The organism is Cellulosimicrobium composti (assembly GCF_009711085.1).
In the GTDB taxonomy this organism is placed as follows: Bacteria; Actinomycetota; Actinomycetes; order Actinomycetales; family Cellulomonadaceae; genus Cellulosimicrobium; species Cellulosimicrobium composti.
The window spans coordinates 88,754-110,386 of record NZ_WMKA01000005.1 but is presented as its reverse complement, the minus strand read 5'-3'; the positions used below and the strand labels follow the sequence as shown (position 1 = coordinate 110,386).

Below are 21,633 nucleotides of genomic sequence, written 5' to 3'. Positions count from 1 at the left end.
ACGGGCCGACGGCTCGGCGGCCGGGCCGCGACGACCGGTGCCGCGGGGTGCGATGAGTTCACGCGCCCCGCGGCGTCGGAACGTCCAGGACCGCGGCCACCCGGCGCGGCGCACCGAGCGGAGGACACCCATGAGCGAGCGCAGGACCCACACCCTGGACGTGCCCGGAGCCGTCCTCGCGTACGACGTCCGGACGCCGGACGCGGCGGCGGACGTGCCGCCCCTGGTCGTCGTGGGCTCGCCGATGGCCGCGTCGGGGTTCGAGCAGCTCGCGGGGCTGATCGACGACCGGGTCGTGGTGACGTACGACCCGCGCGGCGCGGAGCGCAGCACGCTCGACCCCGACGGCGAGGTGTCGGTCGAGCGGCACGCGGACGACCTGCACGCGGTCGTCGCGGCGCTCGGACTCGGGCCGGTGGACGTGCTCGGGTCGAGCGGGGGCGCGGTGGCCGGGCTGTCGTGGGTCGAGCGCCACCCGGGCGACGTGCGGACGCTCGTCGCGCACGAGCCGCCGGTGACGCCGATCCTCGAGGACGCGGAGGTCGCGACGGCGGTGCAGGCGGACATCGTCGAGACGTACCGCCGCGAGGGCTTCGGGCCGGCGATGGCGAAGTTCGTCGCGCTCGTCAGCCACGTCGGTCTGCTTCCCGCCGACTACCTCGACCGGCCGGCGCCCGACCCGGCGACGTTCGGCTTCCCGACGCAGGACGACGGCTCGCGCGACGACCTCCTGCTGGGCCGGAACCTCGCGACCATGCCGTCGTGGTCGCCCGACGTGGACGCGCTGCGCGCCTCGGGGACGCGCGTCGTGCCCGCGGTGAGCGCGCAGGGCGAGGGGACGCTCGCGTGGCGGGGCGGCGCCGCGGTGGCCGCGCTCCTCGGCGTCGAACCGGTGACGTTCCCCGGCGACCACGGGGGCTTCATGGTGAGCGAGTGGTCGCCGCACAACGACCCGGCCGCGTTCGCGGAGACGCTGCGGCAGGTGCTCGCCGGGTAGGGCCCGGGTCCTCAGGACCCGCCGCCGGGCGACGCCTCGAACATCGGCGCGCGACCGGGCGGCTGCGCGGGCGGCGGGTCCGCGACACCCCGCAGGAGGGGCCGCACCTGCTCCGGGTCCGCGGGCGTGAGGTCGACGGTCTCGTCGCCGTGGACGACGCGCAGCGCGTCGCCCGACTCGAGGCGGTACGTCACGCCGTCGCGACGGACCTCGACGCGGGCCCGCGCGTCGCCGTGGTGGACCGCGAACGCGAGCCGCGTCAGGCGGGCGGGGAGCCGGGGCGCGAGGCGGAGCGCGCCGTCGTCGTGCCGCAGGCCCGCGACGCCCGTGACGAGCGCGGTCCACGCCCCCGCGAGCGACGCGACGTGCAGGCCGCCGTCGGCGGACCCGCGCAGGTCGCGCAGGTCGAGGAGCGCGCACTCGCGCGCGTAGTCGTACGCGAGGTCGACGTAGCCGATCTCCGCGGCGACCACGGCCTGCGCCGGCGCGGACAGCGACGAGTCGCGGACCGTGAGCGGCTCGTAGTAGTCGAAGTCGCGGCGGCGCTGCTCGGGCGTGAACTCCTCGGGTGCGGTGTGCAGCGCGAGCACGAGGTCGGCCTGCTTGACGACCTGCCTGCGGTACAGCTCGACGTAGTGCACGTGGTCGTCGAGCGGGAAGCGGGCCGTCCCGCGCGGCGCGAAGTCCCAGTGCGCGTGGCGCGTGAAGTCCTGCGACTGCTCGGTGACGCCGAGCTCGGCGTCGTACGGCACGACCATCCGGTCGGCCGCGCGGAGCCACCCCGCGCGCTCGTCCTCGTCGACGCCCAGCCGGGCCGCCGCGTCGGGGAACCGTGCGCAGAGCTCGTCCGCGGCCCGCAGGTTCTTGCGGGCCATGAGGTTCGTGTACGTGTTGTTGTCGACGACGGCCGTGTACTCGTCCGGGCCCGTCACGCCGTCGATGCGGAAGCCCGCGGCCGTGTGGTGGCCGCGCGCCGCCCACAGGCGCGCGGTCTCGACCGCGAGGTCGACCGCGACGTCGCGCGCGAGGTCGTCGTCGTGCGTGGCGGCCACGTGCCGGACCGCGCCGAGCGCCACCGCCGCCGCGACGTGCACGGCGGCCGTGCTCGCGGGCCAGTACCCCGAGGACTCGCGCCCGCTGATCGTGCGCCACGGGAACGCCGCGCCGGGGAGCCCGAGCTCCGCCGCGCGCTCGCGTGCGTGGGGCAGGGTCGCGTGCCGCCAGCGCAGGTGCGCGGCCGCGGCGCCCGGGAGCACCTGGTCCAGCACGGGGAGCACGAAGCTCTCGGAGTCCCAGAACGCGTGCCCGCCGTACCCGGTGCCGGTCAGGCCCTTGGCGCGCACGCCGACGGCCTCGACGCGTGCCGCCGCCTGCACCACCGCGAGCAGCGCGTGGCGCACCGCGAGCTGCATCTCGTCGTCGCCGTCGAGCTCGACGTCGCCGCGCTCCCACACGTGCTCCATCGCGTCGGTCTGCTCGCGCGCGAGCGCGTCCCACCCGGCGTCCACGGCGTCGGCGAGCACGGCGCGCGCGTGCGCGGGCAGCGCGTCGGCGTCCGGGCCGCCCGCGTAGCCCGCGAGCACCTCGAGCGTGAGCCGCTGGCCGGCCCGCAGCTCGGCCACGAGGACCGCCCCGCCGCCGCGGCGGTGCCACGCGGCGGCGACGTCGTCCGCCGCCTCGACGCGGTGCGCCGTCTCGACTGCGACGCCTCGCTCGGAGCGCACGGTGCGCTGCCGCACCGACGACCCCTCGGCCTCGTGCCGGCACGAGACGGTGACGAGCCCGGGGGGCGGTGCGGCCCTGCTCCGCCTCGCCGTGCGTGCAGCCGGTCACGGGGCGCACGGCCACGGTGACGTCGTCGTGCGCCTCGACGTGCCAGCGCGTCGCGACGACCTCGCGCCGCGAGAGGGGCACGAGCCGCTCGGCGCGCAGCGTGACGCGCCCGCCCGACGGCGACGCCCAGCGCAGGGTCCGGTGCAGGGCCCCGTGGCGCAGGTCGAGGGACCGCTCGTGCGCCTCGACCGTCCCCGCGACGCGCACGGCGTCGTCCTCGGCCGCGGCGCGCACGTCGACCGGCTCGCCGTCCACGGACCACCCGAGCCGCCACGCGTCGACGACGGGGACGAGGCGCTCCTCGACCTCGGGGTAGCCGTAGGCGCGCTCGGCGTACGTCTGGTCGAACTCCTCGTAGACGCTCGCGACGAGCGTGGCGGGGTCGTCGTCCGGTTCGGTCTCGTCGAGCACGCCGCGCACGCCGACGTACCCGTTGGCCACGGCGAGGAGGGACGCGACGACCCGCGGGTCGTCGACGTCGAGGGTGGACTCCCGCAGGGTCCACGCGTCAGGCTGGGCTGTCACGCGGACACTCCACCACGGGTCCGGGTCGCTCACCCGTCCGGCGGCGGAGCGCGCCGGGAGCGGTACCCGACGGGCGGCGGCCGGACCCGCCGCGACGCTCTTTGGCGACGCCGCAGGAGTAAAAGCCGACGCGCGTTTCGCGACTTTTGCTTGTTGTCGACACAACTTTCGCATACCTGTTGACATCGGTGACTGACTGCGGTGTCATGAACCTCGTTGCCCCTGGAACGACCAGGGGACCGGACGCCGGCGCAGGGGAGCTCGGCGCCCGGGCCGACAGCCGGTCGGCGCGCACCGACGCGCGCCCCCGGCGGGGGCCACGGCGGCCCCGGACCTCGCCACGGGCCGGTCTCCCACCGGACCGGGACGAGCCCCGCACGACCGAGCACCGTCTCGACCCTGCGACGACGCGGGAGACCTCCCGCCCGACCCAGCACCTCTCTGCACGACCCCCCGCACCACCGGGGGACGTCCGCGCGCCCTCGAGGCGCCGGTCAGCGTGGCGTCGCGCGCCGCCACGCCGGTCCGGCGCGCCCGGAGGCTGCCCGGGCGACCCCGCACGCCCAGAAGGAGTCCACATGTCCGACCCGACGACCGAGACCGAGACCCCCGCGAGGCCGCTCTCGAGACGCGCCCTGCTCGCCGGGGCCGGCGTCGTCGCCGCGAGCCCCGCGGCCGCCCTGCTGCTCGGGGCCGGAGGGAGCGTCGCGGCCGCACCGCCGGCCGCGGCCGCGACGACGCTCGGCGGGACGACCGCCGCCGGGGCGGTCGCCACCGCCGCGGGCGACGTCCGCAAGATCACGATGTACGCCGAGCGGATCTCCGACACGCTCGTCGGGTACGGCCTCGAGCCGGGCAAGGCCACCGTGCCCGGCCCGATCCTCGAGATGTGGGAGGGCGAGACCCTCGAGATCACGCTCGTCAACACCACCGACAAGCGCCTGTCGATCCACCCGCACGGCGTGAACTACGACGTGAACAGCGACGGCAGCGCCTTCAACGACTCCTTCAACGAGCCGGGCGAGACGCGCACGTACACGTGGTCGACCGTGAAGATGGCGCGCGACCGCGGCATCTGGATGCCGGGCAGCGCGGGCTACTGGCACTACCACGACCACGCGTGGGGCGACCACGGCACGCAGGGCATCGCGGCCGGGCTGTACGGCGCGCTCGTCGTGCGCCGGGTCGGGGACGTGCTGCCGCAGAAGCAGTTCACGATGGTCTTCAACGACATGACCATCAACAACAAGGTCGCGCCGGACACCCCGATGTTCGAGGCGAAGCTCGGCGAGCGCGTCGAGTTCATCTGCATCGGCCACGGCAACCAGCTCCACACGTTCCACCTGCACGCCCACCGCTGGGCGAACAACCGCACCGGGCTCCTCGCGGACCAGTACGACCCGAGCCAGGTCGTGGACAACCGGGACCTCAACCCGGGCGACGCGTTCGGGTTCCAGGTCGTCGCGGGCCTCGGCGTCGGGCCGGGCGCGTGGATGTACCACTGCCACGTCCAGTTCCACTCCGACGGCGGCATGGCGGGCATCTTCCTCGTGCGCAACGCGGACGGCTCGATGCCGCCCGGGGCGCAGGAGTCGATCGACCGGTTCCAGGGCCACGCCGGGCACACCACGGCACCGTCCGGGACGACGACCGGCGGCGCGACCACCACCACCGGCGCCGTCGCCGGCGGCACCGGGCCGGCCGTCGTCGACCTCTCGGGCCACGCCGGGCACTGACGCACGACCGCGGCACCGCACCGAGCACCGCGCGGCGCCGCCACGATCGGCTCCCGGCCGGACCGGGAGCGTCGCACCGATGACGAAGGAGTTGCCAGAGTGCTGACCAGACGATCGACCTCCCCCGCGAGGGGACGCTCCCGGCCGGGAGCTCTACGGGCCCTGACCGTCGGCCTGACGGGCGTCGCGCTCGTCGCCAGCGCGGCCGTGGTCCCGGCGGCGGCCCAGACCGGTGCCACCGCGCCCACGACCGCGGCCGTCAGCGCGGGCGCCCTGACGGCGGCGCCCGTCGCCACCGCGGCGGGCACCACGTCCGTGCGCGTGCTCGTGTTCCACGGCGCGCCCGGCGAGCAGGACGACCCCGTCGTCGAGGCGACCGCCGCGCTCACCGAGATCGGCGCCGCCAACGGGTTCGACGTCGAGGCGACGTCCGACCCGGCGATGCTCAGCGCCGCGACGCTCGGCGAGTACCGCGGCGTCGTCATGCTCTCCTCGGAGGGCGTCGAGCTCGACGGCGCGCAGGAGGCCGCCCTCCAGGCGTACGTCAACGCGGGCGGCGGGTTCCTCGGCGTGCGCGACGCCGCGCGCGCCCAGGAGTCGTCGAAGTGGTTCGAGGGCCTCGTCGGCGCCCGGATCGCGGGCGCGACGCCGGTCGCGGAGAAGGTCGCCGAGGCGACGGGCACCGGGACCAGCCCGGCCGCCGAGACCCCGCCCAAGGCCGTCGACGGCGACCCCGGCACCAAGTGGCTGACGTTCGCCCGCACGGGGACGCTCACGCTCCGCATGGAGGAGCCGGTCGCGCTGGTGGAGTACAGCCTGACGTCGGCGAACGACTCCCCGGGGCGCGACCCGCGGGACTGGACGATCCAGGGCTCGACGGACGGCCAGACGTGGGTCGACGTCGACTCCCGGGCGGGCGAGACGTTCTCGCAGCGCTTCCAGCGCCGCACCTTCTCCGTCGGCAGCGAGACCGAGTACGGCTGGTACCGCCTCGTCGTCACCGCGAACTCCGGCGACTCCGAGGTCCAGCTCGCCGAGCTGTCGCTGTTCGGGCCCGACTCCGTCGAGCAGCCCGACGAGGAGATCCCCGTCACCGAGCGCACGGTCGACCTCGTCGACCGCCAGCACCCGGCGTCGGCGGACCTCCCGCTCACGTGGGACCGCGAGGACCGGTGGCTCGAGTGGACCGAGGACCCGACCGGTGACGTGCACACCGTCGCGACGGTCGAGCCCGGCCCGGACGCCGGCCCGACGACCTCGCCGTTCCAGCCCGTCTCGTGGTGCCGCGACTACGACGGCGGCCGCTCGTTCTTCACCGGCATGGGCGGCACGCCCGAGAGCTGGGCGGACGAGACGTTCCGCGACCACCTGCTCGGCGCGCTGCAGTGGACGACGGGCGTCGTGCGCGGCGACTGCCAGGCCACGATCGCGTCGAACTACAAGGCCGAGCGCCTGTCCGCGGAGAACGCCCCGGGCGAGCTCGACCAGAACGGCGAGCCGCACGGCCTGACGATCGCGCCCGACGGCACCGTGTTCTACATCGGCCGCGGCGCGTGCGCCACGGGCCCGATCGTGCCGTGGACCGACCCGAACGTAGGCCTCGGCTGCGGCACGATCCACCAGTGGGACCCGGAGACGGGCGACGTCACGCTGCTCACCACGCTCGACGTCATGGGCAACCGCGGCAGCGGCGACGAGCTCGTGAAGAACGAGGAGGGCCTGCTCGGCATCGTCCCCGACCCGGACTTCGCCGAGAACCACTGGCTCTACGTCTACTGGATGCCGCACGAGTCGATCGACCGTGAGCGCCGCGTGGGTCACCGCACGATCTCGCGCTTCACGTACGACCCGGCGGGCCCGACGATCGACCAGAGCACGCGCGTCGACCTGCTCGAGTGGGAGACGCAGATCCACAGCTGCTGCCACGCGGGCGGCGGCATGGCGTTCGACGACGCGGGCAACCTCTACGTCGGCTCGGGCGACAACAACTCCTCGGGCGGCTCGAACGGGTACTCCGGCAACAACTGGACCCAGGAGTTCGCGGGGATCAGCTTCCAGGACGCGCGCCGCACGTCGGGCAACACGAACGACCTCAACGGCAAGATCCTGCGGATCCACCCCGAGGACGACGGCACGTACTCGATCCCCGAGGGCAACCTCTTCCCCGAGGCGGACGACCCGGGCGACAAGACCCGGCCGGAGATCTACGTCATGGGCGTGCGCAACATCTCGCGCCTGCAGATCGACGCGGACACCGACTGGCTGACGGCCGCGTGGGTCGGCCCCGACGCCACGCTGCCCAACCCGGAGCTCGGCCCGGCGAAGTACGAGACCGCGACGATCATCACGTCCGCGGGCAACCAGGGCTGGCCGTACTGCATGGGCAACAAGCAGCCGTACCGCGACCGGAGCAACGAGGACGCGAGCGTCCTCACCGGCTGGTACGACTGCGACGCCCCGAAGAACACGTCGCCGCGCAACACGGGCCTCGTGGACCTGCCGCCCGTGCGCGACAACATGATCTGGTACTCGCCCTCGGGCGGCGGCCCGGTGTTCCCGGACCGTGGGAACGGCATCCCGTCGTACGAGGACGACGAGGCGACCTACACCATCCCGTGGCTGCGGGGCGGCGGCCAGGCCGTCATGTCCGGTCCGACGTACCGCCAGTCGCAGGTCGACCCCGAGTCCGACGTCGCGTGGCCGTCGTACTGGGAGGGCAAGTGGTTCCTCGGCGACCAGTCCAACCCGAACAACCGCGTCGCGGTGACGGTCGACCCGGACACGGTCGAGGAGGCGGGCGCCCCGGCGTTCATGGAGGACCTCCGCCAGATCATCCCGGGCGGCCGCGGTGACGGGCTGCTGCAGAGCTGGATGGACGCGAAGTTCGGTCCGGACGGCGCGCTGTACCTGCTCGACTACGCGGGCGGCTTCTTCAGCCTCGACCCGAACCAGAAGCTCATGCGGATCACGTACCACGGCGGGGCCCCGACCCCGGCGCCGGCCGCGTCCGCGACGAGCATCCAGGGCGACCCGCTGACGGTGCAGTTCACCGGTGCGCGGTCCGGCGGCGTCTCCTACTACTGGGAGTTCGGCGACGGCTCGACCTCGCGCCAGGCCAACCCGAAGCACAAGTACCCGCGCGTCGGGACCTACGAGGCGAAGCTCACCGTGACGTACGCGGACGGCTCGACGGCCACCGTCACGACCGACGGCTCGCCGACGTGCACCCTGCCCGACGAGCGCGAGACCGTGTTCTTCGGCGACGTCGACTCTACGGTCGAGAACCTCGACCTCGGCGCGTGCACGATGAACGACCTGTTCCAGGACGAGAAGGAGTGGCGCACCCACGCCCGCTTCCTCGCGCACGTCGAGTCGGTCGCCAAGAGCCTGTACGACGACAGCCGGATCGACGAGCGCGAGCGCGCTCGCCTCGTCGACGCGGCCGCGCGCTCGCAGATCGGCGTGGACCCGGGCGGGTACCGCACGATCTTCGACGGCACGCAGGAGTCGCTGTACGACTGGTTCCAGGCGCCGGACGGCAAGTTCACGCTCGAGCCGGGCGGTTCGCTGAGGTCGAGCGGCGGTCTGGGCATGCTCTGGTACGCGGGCGAGGAGCTCGGGGACTTCTCCGTGAAGCTCCTGTACCGCGACGTCTCGGAGGGTGACCACCACGCCAACACCGGCGTGTTCACCCGGTTCCCGAACCCGGAGGAGCCCGGCGACGCCGAGTGCGCCGAGGGGCAGACGTCGCCCGCGTGGGTCGCGATCTACTGCGGTCACGAGATCCAGATCTACGACGGTCCGACGGGCGAGCCCCAGAAGACCGGCTCGGTCTACAACTTCGACCCGGTCGGCCTGAACACCGGCGGCGAGAAGCCCAAGGGCGAGTGGAACGAGTACGAGATCCGGGTGGTCGGGCAGCAGTACACGATCATCCGCAACGGCGTGGTCATCAACGAGTGGGAGAACGCGCCGGGGCAGCAGTCCTCCCGTGCGGGCGACCCGCCGACCGACCTGCGCCAGTTCGAGCGCGGCTTCATCGGCCTGCAGAACCACGGGAGCGCGGACCTCATCGAGTTCCGCGACGTCCGGGTGGCGGACCTGTAGCACCGCCGGGCGGGGACGGCCGAGCCGGCCGTCCCCGCCCAGCCCGGGGCCGCCGTCGTGCCGCACGACGGCGGCCCGGGGCCGGGCCCCTGCCCCGCCCCGACCAGCCCGACAGAACCTCACGACTCCCGGAGGAGTGCACCCCCATGGAACGACGTACCAGTCCCGGCGGCACGCGTCGCCGCGGCGCGCGGCGGTTCCTCGCCGCCACGGTCGCCGGGCTCACCGCGACGACGGTCCTCACCGTCGCCCCGGCGTCCGCGGCCCCCGCAGGGACGGCCGCACCGTCCGCCGTCACGTCCGTCGCCGACGCCACCGTCGCCGCCGAGCAGGTCCTCACGTGGACCGCGGACAACAGCGTGACCGACTACAAGACCTTCCCCGCCACGGCCGAGGCGGGCCCCGCCACGATCGTGTTCGAGAACAGCACGGCGACCGGCAGCACGTTCGGCATGAGCCACACGCTCACGTTCGACACCGGCACCATCGGCTACAACCACGACGTGGACCTCAACATCCTCGCGAGCCCGTTCGACGCGAACGGCGGCCGGCACGAGGCCCAGGTGACCCTGACGGCCGGGACGTACCGCTACTTCTGCGCCATCCCCGGCCACGGCGAGATGTGGGGCGAGCTCGTCGTCACGGACGGCGGCGGGGGCGAGGACACCACGGCCCCGTCCGTCACCGCGCAGGTGACCGGTGAGCAGGACGGGGACGGCGCGTACGTGGGCGGCGCGACCGTCACCCTCACCGCGACCGACGACGACTCCGGCGTGGCCGGGGTCGAGTACGACCTCGACGGCGCGGGCTGGCAGGCGTACACCGAGCCGTTCGTCGTCGACGCCGTCGGCGCGCACACGCTCCAGTTCCGCGCGACCGACGCCGCGGGCAACACGTCAGAGGCGCAGACCGCGACGTTCACCGTCGTCGAGGGCGACGTCGAGGAGGACACCACCGCCCCGGTCGTCGAGCCCATGCTCATGGGCGAGCAGGACGAGGACGGCGCCTACGTCGGCACCGCCGCGTTCATGCTCCACGCCACGGACGAGGGCTCGGGCGTCGCGTCCGTCGAGTACCAGGTCGACGGCGGCGCGTGGCTCCCGTACACCACGACCGTGCCGTTCACCGAGCTCGGCGAGCACACCGTCTCCTACCGCGCGACCGACGTCGCGGGCAACGTGTCCGAGGTCGGGACCGTGACGTTCACCGTCGTCGCGGGCGACGAGGAGGACACGACCGCGCCGACCGTGACCGCCGAGGTCGCGGGCGAGCAGGACGACAACGGCGCGTTCGTCGGGTCCGCGACCGCGACCCTCACCGCGACGGACGACGCGTCCGGCGTGGAGAGCGTCGAGTACGACCTCGACGGCGCGGGCTGGGCCGCGTACACCGAGCCGCTCGTCGTCACCGAGCCCGGCGAGCACACGCTCGTCTACCGGGCCACCGACGCCGCGGGCAACGTGTCCGAGGAGTCCGTGACGACGTTCACCGTCGTCGCCGACGCCGGCGAGGACACCACCGCGCCGACCGTCGCGCACGAGGTGAGCGGCGCGCAGGACGGCAACGGTGCGTACGTGGGCTCCGCGTCCGTCGTCCTCACCGCGACCGACGACGGCTCGGGCGTCGCGTCCGTCGAGTACGACCTCGACGGCGCGGGCTGGGCCGAGTACACCGGGGCCGTCGTCGTCGACGAGCCCGGCCAGCACACGCTCGCGTACCGCGCGACCGACGAGGCCGGCAACGTCTCCGAGGCCGCGAGCGTCACGTTCGCCGTCGTCGAGGGCGACGGGAGCGACACCGTCGCGCCCGAGGTTGCCCACCGCGTCATGGGCGGCGAGAAGAACGAGGCCGGGGAGTACCTCGGCTCCGTATTCGTGCGCCTCCACGCGACCGACGACGACTCCGGCGTCGCGTCCGTCGAGTACCAGCTCGACGGCGGCGAGTGGACCCCGTACGCCAAGCAGGTCTCCGTGCGCACCCCCGGCGCGCACACCCTGACCTACCGCGCGACCGACGTCGCGGGCAACGTCTCCGCCGTCGGGACCGTCACGTTCGTCATCGCGGGCGGCGAGGAGCCCGGCGACACCGACGGCCCCGTCGTCACCGCGGCCGTCAGCGGCAGCCGCACCCGCGACGGCGACTTCGTCGCGAGCGCGCGCGTCACGCTCACCGCCGTGGACGAGGAGTCCGGCGTCGACCGGATCGAGTTCCAGGCCGACGGCGGCGCCTGGCAGCGGTACGCGGCACCCGTCGCGTTCGCGGCCGACGGCCAGCACGTGGTGCAGTACCGCGCCGTCGACGGCGTCGGCAACGTCACGACCGGCGAGGTGACCTTCACGGTCCTCCAGCTCGTCCGTGACCGCTGCGTCGGGTCGGACGTGCGCCCGACCGTGATCATCGACGGCCACGACAGCACGGTGCAGAACTACGACGACGGCACCGGCTGCACGGTCAACGACCACGTCGCCGAGACCGACGAGTACTCCACGCACCGCGAGTTCGTGGAGCACGTGAGCCTCGTGACCGAGGACCTCGTCCTCGACGGCGTCCTCGACGACGCCGAGCGCGAGCTCATCATCGCCGCGGCCGAGCTGTCCGACATCGGCCGACGCTGACCGCCGCCGGGCCTGAGGCCCGGTGACGGTGCCGAGAACGGGGTTGCTGTCGTTATCCACTCGATGACGACAGCAACCCCGTTCTCGTCGGCGAGCAGGGTCGTTCTCGGCGCGGCGGGTCCGGTCCGCACGGGCGAGTACGGGCCCGACGGCGGAGGGCGGGTCAGGCGGGCGGCTCGCCGTACACCGGGCGCGCGAACGCGAGGACGATGCCCACGCCGCCGGGCTCCGCGAGACGCGCGCGGTCCTCCGGGTGGTCGAGCAGGTGCCGCAGCACCCGCGCCAGCGCCTCGGCGTCCGCCACGGCGACCGTGTCCGGGTCCGGCCCGTTCTCCGGGCGCCCCTGCATCAGGTCCTCGCCCAGCGCGTGCCGGGCCCGCGCGCCGTCGCGCAGGTCCACCCGGACCACAGGCCCACGCTCACCCTCCACGACCCGCACGCCCGCCACGTCGTCCCAGCGCACCACCACCCGGACCACCGGCTCCGTCCCGACCGGCAGCTCCACCTCGAGCGGCCGCAGCACTACCGACTGCCGCGACGGTGCGCGCACGTACATGACCAGCCCGCTCCCGAACCCCAGGACGGGCAGCGCAGCCAGGACCATCGTCACCCCGCCCTCGATCCGCGCCATCCACACGAAGAACCACACCGACCCGCCGAGCAGCACGAGCAGGATCGCCAGCGCCGCGACGAAGTCGAGCAGGGGCGACAGGCGCTCGCGACCCCGCACGCCGCCCGGCACCGTGGTCCACGTCATGCTCGGCCGGTGCGGGGCGCGGGGGCGACTGTCGCTGCTCACGGGGGACAGTCTGCCGGGCTTGCGCCGCGTGGGTGGCGTCCGGTAGACATCTGCCCAGGTCACGAGCGACCAGCGACACGCCCTCCGCGTGCTGGTCCGGCAACCGCGCCCCTCGCGCACGGTGCCCCAGGAGGAAGACCGGCCCCCGGCCGACCGGCCGAGGGAAGTGCGAGGTCGACGTCCGCCTCGGCCGCACCGCGGTGGTGCGCACCGGACCGGACGCCGGCCCTGACCGAAGGGCTGCCCCGATGTCCGTCCCCACCCACTGGGTTCGCACCGACGACGCGTGCCGCGTCCTCCTCGCCGCCGATGGCGGGCTCCTGTGCCCCGTCCACACCGGCGTACCCCGACCGAGGCCGTCGCGCACGTGCGACCTCGAGCGCGGCGTGATCCTGTGCCGCGTGTGCCTGCGCGGGCTCTCCTACGCCCAGGGTCTCTTCCGGGTGCAGCGCTCGATGTGCGCCGACTGCCTCGCCGTCGACTCGCGCATCACCTCGGCGCTGGCTGTGCCGTCGCTCGCGCCGCGCAACCAGGACGACCCCGTGAGCACGCGCCTGCGCGCCTACGTGACGCTCGTGTTCCCCGAGCGATGGCGCCTCGCCCGCGCGGACGGGCTTCCCGTCCTCCGGCTCGACCCGAGCGCGCCGTACTGGGGTCGGAGGACCGTCCAGGACGGCATCATCGAGGACGCGATACGCTCGCGGCCCGAGCGCCTCTTCGCCTGGCACGACGACTGGGTCGCGCACGGCAGCTTCGGCGACGACGCCCGCCGCGCCGCCTACCTCGCGTGGGCTCGTGCCGTGCACCCCGCGAGCGCGGTCGCCGCGGCGACGGCGGGTGAAATGCGGTGACTGCCGCGACCCGTCCCGCCGAGCCTCGTGACGGCGTGGGGCCGGTGCGGTACGAACGGGGCATGCCGCACGCGTACCCGCCCGAGCCGACGTTCCCTGACGACGGTGGGGCCGAGCGTGCCGTGTGGGAGGTGCTGCTCGGGCAGCTGCCCGACGACGCCGTCGTCGTCCACGGCGTCCACCTCCAGGAGGACGAGCACGAGTACGAGATCGACCTGCTCGTCGCGTGGCCCGGCGTCGGCCTGGCGGCGATCGAGGTCAAGGGCGGTCACGTCGACCGGGTCGACGGCGCCTGGTACCAGGGGAGCGGTGAACGGCGGCACCGGATCGACCCTCTGCGTCAGGTCCAGGGCGCGCGCCACGCGCTGCAGGCGCTCCTGCGTCGTCGCGGCCTGTGGGCGGCGGAGGCGCGGGCCGCGCACGTCGTCGCGCTGCCGCACCGGTACGTCCCCGCGGAGTGGTCGGCGCTCGACCTCCCGCGCGACATGCTCGTCGACCGCGGCGACCTGGAGCGCAGCGGTGGGGTCGCGGACAGGGTCAAGCACGCGATCGAACGGCACGGTCAGGGGCACGCGCCCCTCGCGGCCGACTCCCTCCCGGACCTCGTGGACTCGCTCGTGGGCGGGTTCCCGAGCCAGGCGGAGCACCTCGTGATGGCGGCCCAGCACGAGACCCGGCTCGAGCAGATGACCCGGGACCAGGCGAGGACGCTCGACGCGCTGTCGGGTGTGCGTCGGATGCGCGTCGTCGGCAGCGCCGGCGCGGGCAAGACCTGGCTCGCGCTCGAGCAGGCTCGACGTCGCGCGCGCGACGGCGAGCGCGTGGCCCTGCTGTGCTACTCGCGCGGCCTGGGCCGCTATCTCGAGCGGACGGTCGACCAGTGGCCGGCACGCGACCGCCCGGCCTACGTCGGCCTCTTCCACGACCTCCCCCTGGCCTGGGGCGCCGAGCCCGGGGCCGACGACGACCCCGACTACTGGGAGCGCCGCCTGCCTCTCGCCCTCGGCGACCTCGCCGGTCGGCGCGGCGCGGACGAGCTCTTCGACACGGTCGTCGTGGACGAGGCGCAGGACTTCGGCGACCTGTGGTGGCCGTCGCTGCTCCGGTGCCTCCGCGACCGTGACAGCGGCGGCCTGTACGTCTTCATGGACGACGCGCAGCGCGTGTTCCCACGCGAGGGGAACGTCCCGCTCGAGCTCGTCCCGGTGACCCTCCGGGAGAACCTCCGGTCGACGAAGCAGATCGCCCAGGTGTTCGGCGCGCTGTCGCCCGAGCGGATCACTCCGCGCGGGATGGACGGTCCGCCCGTCCGCGTGGTCGACGTCCCCGCCGCGGAGGCGGTCGGCGCGGCCGACGACGCCGTCGAGGCGCTCCTCGGCGAGGGCTGGGAGACGGGACAGGTCGCGCTCCTCGTGACGGGGCGCCGGCACCCGCAGCAGGTCAACGAGGTCGAGGCGGGTGGGCACGCCGCCTACTGGGACGCGTTCTTCGCAGAGGACGACGTGTTCTACGGGCACGTGCTCGGCTTCAAGGGCCTCGAGCGACCGGCGGTCGTGCTGGCGGTCAACGGCGTCCGGGACGCCGCGCGAGCGCGCGAGATGCTCTACACCGGGCTCTCCCGCGCACGGTCGCTCCTCGTCGTCGTGGGCGACCGCTCCTGGATCGAGGAGGTCGGGGGAGAGGCGGTGCGCCGTCGTCTCGCTCGCGCGCAGGTCTGGTCGCCGGTCTAGACGGTCGTCTACTGCGACGGGGTGGTGCGGCTGGGGGCGCCGACGTCTCGCGTCGGGCGTGGTCAGCGGTCGGTGGATCCTGCGCCGAACTGGTCGAGGGAGTCGGCGAGCTGGGTCCAGGCGTCGTCCGCCCCGATCGCACGGGCGGACTTCGCAAGACGTCGGAGCTCGGCGACGAGCGGCGCCGCCTCCTTGCTGCGCTCGTCGACGTACCGTGCGTCGAGGAGGTGGGGCGCCTCGCGCTCCGCGTGCATGGCGACGACGTCGAGCATGACGGTGAGGGCTCGCGCGGCCCGACGACGCTCGGCGGCCTCGCGGAGTCGCCGCGCGTCGTCCGACTCGGTGGGATCGGGCGTCGGGGCCGCGTCCCGTTGGCCGGCGTCGAGGGTCGGGACGACGACGTCGAACCGGCCCTTCCACAGGCGGCTGAACGCCGCGTCGTCGGCGAGGTGGAGGACCGTGCCGATCTCCGGCGCGTCCGGGTCGTGCGTCGTGACGCTCGCCCGGAGGCCGGCCACCTCGTAGGCGAAGCGGAGCAGGTTGTCGTCCGTCATGGACGCGCCGACGACGAGCAGGTGCTTCGTCATCATGAGCGACTGGACGAGCGACCCGACGGGCTTCCACCGGTTGTCGTAGTGCACGAACGAGCTCCGCGACAGCACGATCGAGTCCGGGTGCTCCACGTCGCCGTGCATCTTGAGGAGCCACGGTCGTTCCGTGCTCGCGCGGTCCCACGGGAGCCGGTCGATGACGGCCGGTCGACCGTCGGTCGGGCCGCCCGCGGCCGTGACGGCCTGCTCGTAGAGCCGGTCGTAGTTGGTCGTCGCGGCTTGACGCACGCGCATGCCCGCGAGGAGGGCGTGGGAGAGGCTGGGACGGGCGGACGCCGCCCTGATGATCCTCGAGACGCGGTCGCCGAGCGCCTTCTGGGTATCCGACTTCGCCCGTGCGGACCGATCGGCGAGCGCGACCTGGATGAGCTCCGCCTGCTCGAGCGGGCCAAGATCCTCCATGCGCTCGCGCACGTCGTCGTCCAGCTCGAGCTTCGCGACGAGCTCGGTCAGCAGCCGACCCCACGACGGCAGTCCCGCGGCGATGCTCACACCGGCACCGAAGAAGAGAGCGAGGTCACCGCGGGCGGCGTGCGTGCCGAGCGCCTGGGCCCGGGCGATGACGTCGGCCGCGAGCCCGGTGGGTCGGGCGAGCATGCGGCGGCGGTGCTGGAGCGCCGAGTAGTCCGCCCGGTTCGACGCGACCAGGGCGACGTCCACGCCGAGCTCGCGTGCGGAGTCGTGCAGCGTGGCCAGGAGTGCCGAGATGACCTGGCCGCGCCGCAGCCGGTGGCCACCGTAGCCCGTCCCGATGATCGGGAGCGCGACGAGCGGCAGGTCTCGGCCCGCGGTCTCGGCGGCGGCGCGGATGCGGTCCCCCGAGTGCTCGACGATCGCCGCGACAGCGCGGCGGGCGGCGTCGCCCACGCCCTCGGGCGTGGTGGCGATGGTGTCGAGGAACCAGACCTCGGGACGGTTCTTCGTGGCGCGCCGGGACGTCCGCGCGGGCAGGGCGGCACCGTGCCCCCAACCCGCCGGCTCGACCTGGCTCCACGGGGTCCCGGGCTCGAGCCCAGCTGCGGCGCGCCACCACTGCTCGACGCGGAAGTCGGCATCCGTGGGGATGACGACGGCGTCGGCGCTCAGCGCCTCGAGCCGGCCGTTGACGACGAAGAGATGTCCGTCGGCGGTCATGCTGCGTCTGCGTCTGCGTCTGCGTCTGAGGCGGGGTCGAGGTACCGGTGGTGCATCCACACGACGACGTCGAAGACGCGGAGCGCCGAGATGTCGTCGCCGATGCCGACCTCGTCGCGCAGGGAGAGAAGGTGCCGGTGGAGCGCGCGATCGTCGGCACGCAGGGCAGCGCGGAGAGCTTCCCAGAACGAGGCGGTGGGCTCGACGGCCGCCTGGACGACGGTGTCGTAGACGGGGATGAGCCGCGGTCGCTTGCGCGCCAGGAGCTTGCCGGCGGTGACCCAGCCGATGCCGTGGATGTCGCGCAGCGCCGTCCACAGGCGGTTCGGAGCCCAGTCGTCGGGGATCGATTCAACGTCCACGAGCTCGAGGTCATGAGGGATCTCGGCGAGCAGCCGTGCGAACTCGTCCGCACGGGACTCGAGGAGCTGGATCGCCCCGTGCGGCGGGACGCTCACGGACAGGAGCGAGACGGCGACGAGGTCGTCCGCAGTGAACCGGTCTGCCGTGTCGGGGCGGTCGCCTCCGCCGGCCAGTCGCTCGAAGCGCGAACCGGCCCAGCCCGTCGTCCCGCTGACGGGAGCGAAGTAGCGGCGGAGGTGCTCGACGGCCTCGTCGCGGAGGGCGGGAGTCAGGATCGGGGGAACGATCAGCGTCGATGTCACCGCGTCAGCGTAGGTCCGTGGTGAGCGCGAACACCGCCGCAGGCGGATCTCGTGCGGGTGAAACCCGCGCGCAGATCTTGCGCGTGTTCAGTTACTGCACGTAGCGTGGATGTCATGACCACGAACCCGCCGCGACCCCTCCGGCCTCGCCTCGACGCCGCACGCGCGGCGCTCGACGAGGCGAACGCCGCGGAACCCGGTGCGGCGGTGGAGCCGCTCGCGCGGGCGCGCGCGCTTCTCGACGTCGCGCTCGACGAGGCGATGGCCGAGGCGCTGCTCGCCGGGTCGTCGATGCGGTCGGTCGCCGAGGCGGCGGGCGTCGCGCCGAATACCGTGCCGCCACGGATCGCCCGTACCCCGGCGCTCGCCGGCTACTCCGGGCCCGACGGCCGCGTCTCGGCCGAGGGTGTCACGCGCGCCCGCTACGACCGTGAGCGGGGGACCCCGCCGCCCGAGCCGACGACCGCCGTCGAACCCCTGCGGTTCCGCCGCCGCACCTGACCGTCCGCAGCACCGCCCGTCCAGCAGCACGACGAAGGGAACCGCCATGCCCGACCAGACCCTCACCCACCTCGCCATGCTGCTCGACCGCTCCGGCTCGATGCAGTCGATCAAGCAGGCCACCGAGCAGGGCTTCGACCTGTTCCTCGCCGAGCAGCGCGAGGCGCCCGGCCGCTGCACCGTCACGCTCGCGCAGTTCGACGACGAGTACGAGGAGGTCTACACCGACCTCGACGTGCGCGAGGTCCCGCCGCTCGACCTGCGACCGCGCGGCAGGACGGCGCTGCTCGACTCCATCGGGCGCCTCGTCCAGACGACCGCGCTGCGCATCGCGCAGCTCCCCGAGGAGCAGCGCCCCGGCGCGGTGATCGTGGGGATCATGACCGACGGCCTCGAGAACGCGTCGAAGGAGTACACGCACGCCGCGATCAAGGCGCTCGTCACCGAGCGCGAGGAGACGTTCGGCTGGACGTTCCTCTACATGGGCGCCAACCAGGACGCGATCGAGGTCGGTGCGTCCCTCGGCGTGCGGCGCGAGCGGTCGCTCACGTACGACACGGCGAACGTCGACCAGGCGTACGCCGCGACGTCGCGCAGCATGGCCGCGATGCGTGGTGCCGTCTACGCAGGTGCCGCACCCGCTGCCGCGCGTGACCAGCACGCGGCGTACTCGGAGGCGGACCGTGCCGCGGCGAGCGCCGGTGCCGGGGCCTCGTCGGCGCCGATCGTCGCGCCGGGTCGACGCGGTCCTGCCGGAGACGGCACCAAGGCGGCGCCGTTCTCGGAGGGTGAGCTCCTCGCCCACCTGCGTGACTGGCTCCGCAGCAGCGAGCAGTCGGTGGCGCAGATCGGAACGTACGGCGGTCGCGCCGCGCTGTTCGCCGTGCTCGGCGGTGTCCCCGTGCAGATCAACGCCGACACGTCGCGTGCCGCCGTGCTGCAGCTCGCCGACGCCGCGCGCAGGGGCGCTGTCCGTTGGACCGTGATCCCCAACAGCAAAGGCGTTCTCAACAAGGTGACGTTCCGCGCCGACGGCGAGCGCGTGCCCGGCTTCTACTGCTACACGAGCGAGGTGCAGCCAGTGGCCGGCCCGCTGGGCGGGGTTCCCGCCGCACGCTGAGCGCCCGACGGCGGCGATGACGTCGAATCGACGTCACGATGGGGTGACTTCGATATCGAACTCACCTACGATGACTTCACTATCGACGTCATTGGGGGCGGTATGGCTGTCCGGATCGAGATCACGAGTCCTGAGCTGTTGGGCTTCGCCCTGCAGCAGGGCCGCCTCGTGCGGGGGACGAGCCAGCGGCAGCTGGCCGACCAGCTCGGCATCGGGCAGAAGTGGGTCTGGGAGATGGAGAACGGCAAGCCCGGTCTTCTCATGGAGCGCCTCTTCGCCATGCTCGAGGCTACGGGCGTCCGGTTGTGGGCCGAGATCGACGAATCGGTGCTCGATGACGACGTGTCGACCGCGCACGAGGACGGCATGGAGGGCTGCGATGGGTGACCTGCGCGTCGAGCTGTACGGGCGGCTGGTCGGCCATCTGGTGGGGTCGAGCTCGCGGACGTTCGACTTCAGGACGGACCGGTCCGTGCTCGAGCACTGGCCGCCCGGCAGCACCGTGCTGTCGGAGTCGGTGCCGCTGAGCCTCGTGGAGAACCGCGCACGCGCGGCCCGGCGGCGCAACTACTTCGCTGAGCTTCTTCCGGAGGGCCGCGTCCTGAGCGACCTGGCCGCCCGGGCACGGCTCGCGGAGAGCGACGTCGTCGGACTCCTGGCGCGTTACGGGCGCGACGTCGCGGGTGCCGTCGAGCTCTACGACCCCGACGCGCCGGGCGAGCCACGGACACCGCGCGCCACCCCGCTCACCGACGAACAGGTCGGCGCGCTCCTCCGTGACACCCGGGGAATGCCCCTCGGCAACTCTCCGTACTCCGGGAAGTCGTCCCTCGCCGGAGTGCAGGACAAGATCGTGCTCGCCCTCGTCGACGACGTGTGGCACCAGGTCCACGACGGCTACCCGTCGACCCACATCCTCAAGCCCCACTCCGCGGCGAACCCGACGATCATCTACGACGAGGAGTACACGTCCCGGATCGCCGCGCGCCTCGGCCTCGCGCACGGGACGCCACGGGTGCACGAGTTCGGCGGACGGACGGCGCTCGTCGTCGAGCGTTACGACCGGTCGCCCGACGCCTCCCACGGACGCCTTCACCAGGAGGACATGAACCAAGCGCTCGGGGCGCGAGGCGACGAGAAGTACCAGGAGATCGGCGGCAAGGTCAGCCTGGTCCGGATCGCACAGGTCCTGCGGCGCGCAGCAGGGCCGACGGCGGTCGAACAGCTCCTGCGATACGTCACCCTGACCGTCGCCGTCGGCAACCTCGACATGCACGCCAAGAACGTCTCGATGCTCCACCTCCCGGACGGCACAGCACGGATCGCGCCGATGTACGACGTCGTGCCGCTCAGGCATCAACCGAGCGACGGCCGGCTCGCCCTCGCGGTGAACGGCGTCTACGTCCACAGCACCGTCACGGCCGGGGATGTCGTCGCCGAGGGGGAAGCGTGGGGCGTGGTGACAGCGCCGGATCTCGTCGCTGCGACACTCGGCGACATCGCCGCCGTCGTCTCGGACGAGGTGCCCGACCCACGGGCGCAGCCGGGCCTGCGTGAAGAGATCGCGGGCTTCACGCGGAACCTCTTGTCCGGGCGCGCCGCGGGATAGGCGCCACGATCAGGACAGCGAGAAGATCACGCGCTCGACCGTGGCGCGCGAAAGCGTGCCTGCCGGACGCACGGCCCAGGCGTCGAGCAGCTGGAGGTACCGGTGGTACGCCCACGTCTTGTCGAGCCGAAGGTGGACCTCGGCATTCGTCGCGATCCAGTCCCGCACACGCTTGTCGAGCACGGGCGCGGCGTCGGCGCTGTCCGGTCCCGTCGTAGCAGTCGTGAAGTACAACCACTTCGTGAAGAACGCCGGCCCGAGATATGCCACTCGACCTGGCGGGTTGTTCATCGCGTAGAAGCCTGCGACGGCGCCCTGCTCGCGAGCCGTGCGCGCGCCTGAACGAAAGCGCTCCAGGACCGACTGGTCGACCTCGTCGGAACCACCCGTGAGGACGCGTGCCGTGCGGTAGGGGCCGTAGCCCGACGACCCGTAGCCCCAGATCATCGCCGCGACGAACGCCAGGTCGGTACGGCCCAGAGCCTCGGAGTCACGCACGCTCGCGAGAACGGCGACCCGGTCGACGGTGTCGGGGAGCGAGGCGAGGAAGTCCTCGATGCCCGGGACGGCGGACAGCCGACGAGCCCAGGGTTCGCGCTTCCAGCTCATCCCTTCCTGCGGCGGTGGGGGCGAGGAGCCGTCGCCCAGGGCCTGCGCCAGGCGCTCCGGCGCGGTCGGGACGTCGTCGAGAGGGCGAAGGAGTGACGCGTAGGGCGTCGTCTCGGCGGGCTTGTCGATCACCATGGGCTCACCGTAGAGGTGGTCGGTGACATCACAGGCCGCGTGGGAGGAGACGCGTC

The 21,633-nt window shown here is 73.5% G+C and carries 15 protein-coding genes, 1 pseudogene and 1 riboswitch; of the genes and pseudogenes, 10 read left to right on the top strand and 6 right to left on the bottom strand.

Annotated features, from left to right (window positions below; translation table 11 throughout):
- Nucleotides 1–130: 130 nt before the first annotated feature.
- Nucleotides 131–997 carry an alpha/beta fold hydrolase gene (locus GJV82_RS03690; RefSeq protein WP_155098281.1) on the top strand — a complete coding sequence of 289 codons (867 nt, stop codon included), beginning with the start codon at nucleotides 131–133 and terminating at the stop codon, nucleotides 995–997.
- 11 nt (nucleotides 998–1,008) lie between these two features.
- Here the strand turns inward: GJV82_RS03690 and GJV82_RS03685 are convergent, their stop codons facing one another.
- Together GJV82_RS03685 and GJV82_RS20855 are read right to left on the bottom strand one after the other, a co-directional pair.
- Nucleotides 1,009–2,736, bottom strand: coding sequence for a glycosyl hydrolase family 65 protein (locus GJV82_RS03685; RefSeq protein WP_155098280.1), 1,728 nt, complete (start codon nucleotides 2,734–2,736; stop codon nucleotides 1,009–1,011).
- A 151-nt stretch (nucleotides 2,737–2,887) separates the two neighbouring features.
- Nucleotides 2,888–3,529: pseudogene (locus tag GJV82_RS20855) on the bottom strand (hypothetical protein); the annotation flags it as partial.
- A 404-nt stretch (nucleotides 3,530–3,933) separates the two neighbouring features.
- On the opposite strand from GJV82_RS20855, the gene GJV82_RS03675 reads away from it, so the two are divergent.
- From GJV82_RS03675 to GJV82_RS03665, 3 genes are all read left to right on the top strand, one after another.
- Nucleotides 3,934–5,091: a multicopper oxidase domain-containing protein gene (locus GJV82_RS03675; RefSeq protein WP_115943402.1), complete on the top strand. Its 1,158-nt coding sequence runs from the start codon at nucleotides 3,934–3,936 to the stop codon at nucleotides 5,089–5,091.
- Between the two features lie 99 nt (nucleotides 5,092–5,190).
- Nucleotides 5,191–9,198 carry a ThuA domain-containing protein gene (locus tag GJV82_RS03670; RefSeq protein WP_318657242.1) on the top strand — a complete coding sequence of 1,336 codons (4,008 nt, stop codon included), beginning with the start codon at nucleotides 5,191–5,193 and terminating at the stop codon, nucleotides 9,196–9,198.
- A gap of 146 nt (nucleotides 9,199–9,344) precedes the next feature.
- Nucleotides 9,345–11,813 carry an OmpL47-type beta-barrel domain-containing protein gene (locus tag GJV82_RS03665; protein WP_155098279.1) on the top strand — a complete coding sequence of 823 codons (2,469 nt, stop codon included), beginning with the start codon at nucleotides 9,345–9,347 and terminating at the stop codon, nucleotides 11,811–11,813.
- 163 nt (nucleotides 11,814–11,976) lie between these two features.
- Here GJV82_RS03665 and GJV82_RS03660 read toward each other — a convergent pair whose 3' ends face one another.
- On the bottom strand, nucleotides 11,977–12,612 hold the full coding sequence (locus GJV82_RS03660; protein WP_155098278.1) for a hypothetical protein: 636 nt from the start codon (nucleotides 12,610–12,612) through the stop codon (nucleotides 11,977–11,979).
- Between the two features lie 57 nt (nucleotides 12,613–12,669).
- A riboswitch (SAM riboswitch) is annotated at nucleotides 12,670–12,787 on the top strand.
- 73 nt (nucleotides 12,788–12,860) lie between these two features.
- On the opposite strand from GJV82_RS03660, the gene GJV82_RS03655 reads away from it, so the two are divergent.
- Together GJV82_RS03655 and GJV82_RS03650 are read left to right on the top strand one after the other, a co-directional pair.
- Nucleotides 12,861–13,463 carry a hypothetical protein gene (locus GJV82_RS03655; RefSeq protein WP_155098277.1) on the top strand — a complete coding sequence of 201 codons (603 nt, stop codon included), beginning with the start codon at nucleotides 12,861–12,863 and terminating at the stop codon, nucleotides 13,461–13,463.
- 62 nt (nucleotides 13,464–13,525) lie between these two features.
- Complete coding sequence (locus GJV82_RS03650) at nucleotides 13,526–15,193, top strand: nuclease-related domain-containing DEAD/DEAH box helicase (protein WP_155098276.1); 1,668 nt, start codon at nucleotides 13,526–13,528, stop codon at nucleotides 15,191–15,193.
- 62 nt (nucleotides 15,194–15,255) lie between these two features.
- Here the strand turns inward: GJV82_RS03650 and GJV82_RS03645 are convergent, their stop codons facing one another.
- Both GJV82_RS03645 and GJV82_RS03640 read right to left on the bottom strand, forming a co-directional pair.
- Nucleotides 15,256–16,938: an SIR2 family protein gene (locus GJV82_RS03645; protein ID WP_155098275.1), complete on the bottom strand. Its 1,683-nt coding sequence runs from the start codon at nucleotides 16,936–16,938 to the stop codon at nucleotides 15,256–15,258.
- Nucleotides 16,935–17,603 carry a DUF6308 family protein gene (locus GJV82_RS03640; protein ID WP_318657241.1) on the bottom strand — a complete coding sequence of 223 codons (669 nt, stop codon included), beginning with the start codon at nucleotides 17,601–17,603 and terminating at the stop codon, nucleotides 16,935–16,937. Before GJV82_RS03640 ends, GJV82_RS03645 begins: the two co-directional genes overlap by 4 nt.
- A 114-nt stretch (nucleotides 17,604–17,717) precedes the next feature.
- Here GJV82_RS03640 and GJV82_RS03635 point away from each other — a divergent pair, with 114 nt between their 5' ends.
- The 4 genes from GJV82_RS03635 (at nucleotide 17,718) to GJV82_RS03620 (ending at nucleotide 20,833) form a co-directional block, all read left to right on the top strand.
- Nucleotides 17,718–18,104, top strand: a complete 387-nt coding sequence (locus tag GJV82_RS03635) for a hypothetical protein (RefSeq protein WP_024841435.1) — start codon at nucleotides 17,718–17,720, stop codon at nucleotides 18,102–18,104.
- A gap of 46 nt (nucleotides 18,105–18,150) precedes the next feature.
- The gene (locus tag GJV82_RS19355; protein ID WP_196217177.1) at nucleotides 18,151–19,224 is read left to right on the top strand and encodes a VWA domain-containing protein; all 1,074 of its coding nucleotides are present in this window, start codon (nucleotides 18,151–18,153) and stop codon (nucleotides 19,222–19,224) included.
- A 102-nt stretch (nucleotides 19,225–19,326) separates the two neighbouring features.
- Nucleotides 19,327–19,611 carry a helix-turn-helix domain-containing protein gene (locus tag GJV82_RS03625; RefSeq protein WP_187308711.1) on the top strand — a complete coding sequence of 95 codons (285 nt, stop codon included), beginning with the start codon at nucleotides 19,327–19,329 and terminating at the stop codon, nucleotides 19,609–19,611.
- Nucleotides 19,604–20,833 carry a type II toxin-antitoxin system HipA family toxin gene (locus GJV82_RS03620; protein ID WP_115943397.1) on the top strand — a complete coding sequence of 410 codons (1,230 nt, stop codon included), beginning with the start codon at nucleotides 19,604–19,606 and terminating at the stop codon, nucleotides 20,831–20,833. The genes GJV82_RS03625 and GJV82_RS03620 overlap by 8 nt, the downstream gene beginning before the upstream one ends.
- 9 nt (nucleotides 20,834–20,842) lie before the next feature.
- On the opposite strand, the gene GJV82_RS03615 is transcribed toward GJV82_RS03620, so the two are convergent.
- Nucleotides 20,843–21,577, bottom strand: coding sequence for an 8-oxoguanine DNA glycosylase OGG fold protein (locus GJV82_RS03615; protein ID WP_155098274.1), 735 nt, complete (start codon nucleotides 21,575–21,577; stop codon nucleotides 20,843–20,845).
- Nucleotides 21,578–21,633: the final 56 nt, after the last annotated feature.

Coding starts and splice junctions, on each gene's coding strand:
- GJV82_RS03690 (WP_155098281.1), top strand. CDS start 131: ATGAGCGAGCGCAGGACCCACACCCTGGACGTGCCCGGAGCCGTCCTC.
- GJV82_RS03675 (WP_115943402.1), top strand. CDS start 3,934: ATGTCCGACCCGACGACCGAGACCGAGACCCCCGCGAGGCCGCTCTCG.
- GJV82_RS03615 (WP_155098274.1), bottom strand. CDS start 21,577: ATGGTGATCGACAAGCCCGCCGAGACGACGCCCTACGCGTCACTCCTT.
- GJV82_RS03655 (WP_155098277.1), top strand. CDS start 12,861: ATGTCCGTCCCCACCCACTGGGTTCGCACCGACGACGCGTGCCGCGTC.
- GJV82_RS03625 (WP_187308711.1), top strand. CDS start 19,327: ATGGCTGTCCGGATCGAGATCACGAGTCCTGAGCTGTTGGGCTTCGCC.
- GJV82_RS03665 (WP_155098279.1), top strand. CDS start 9,345: ATGGAACGACGTACCAGTCCCGGCGGCACGCGTCGCCGCGGCGCGCGG.
- GJV82_RS03650 (WP_155098276.1), top strand. CDS start 13,526: ATGCCGCACGCGTACCCGCCCGAGCCGACGTTCCCTGACGACGGTGGG.
- GJV82_RS03645 (WP_155098275.1), bottom strand. CDS start 16,938: ATGACCGCCGACGGACATCTCTTCGTCGTCAACGGCCGGCTCGAGGCG.
- GJV82_RS03635 (WP_024841435.1), top strand. CDS start 17,718: ATGACCACGAACCCGCCGCGACCCCTCCGGCCTCGCCTCGACGCCGCA.
- GJV82_RS19355 (WP_196217177.1), top strand. CDS start 18,151: ATGCCCGACCAGACCCTCACCCACCTCGCCATGCTGCTCGACCGCTCC.
- GJV82_RS03620 (WP_115943397.1), top strand. CDS start 19,604: ATGGGTGACCTGCGCGTCGAGCTGTACGGGCGGCTGGTCGGCCATCTG.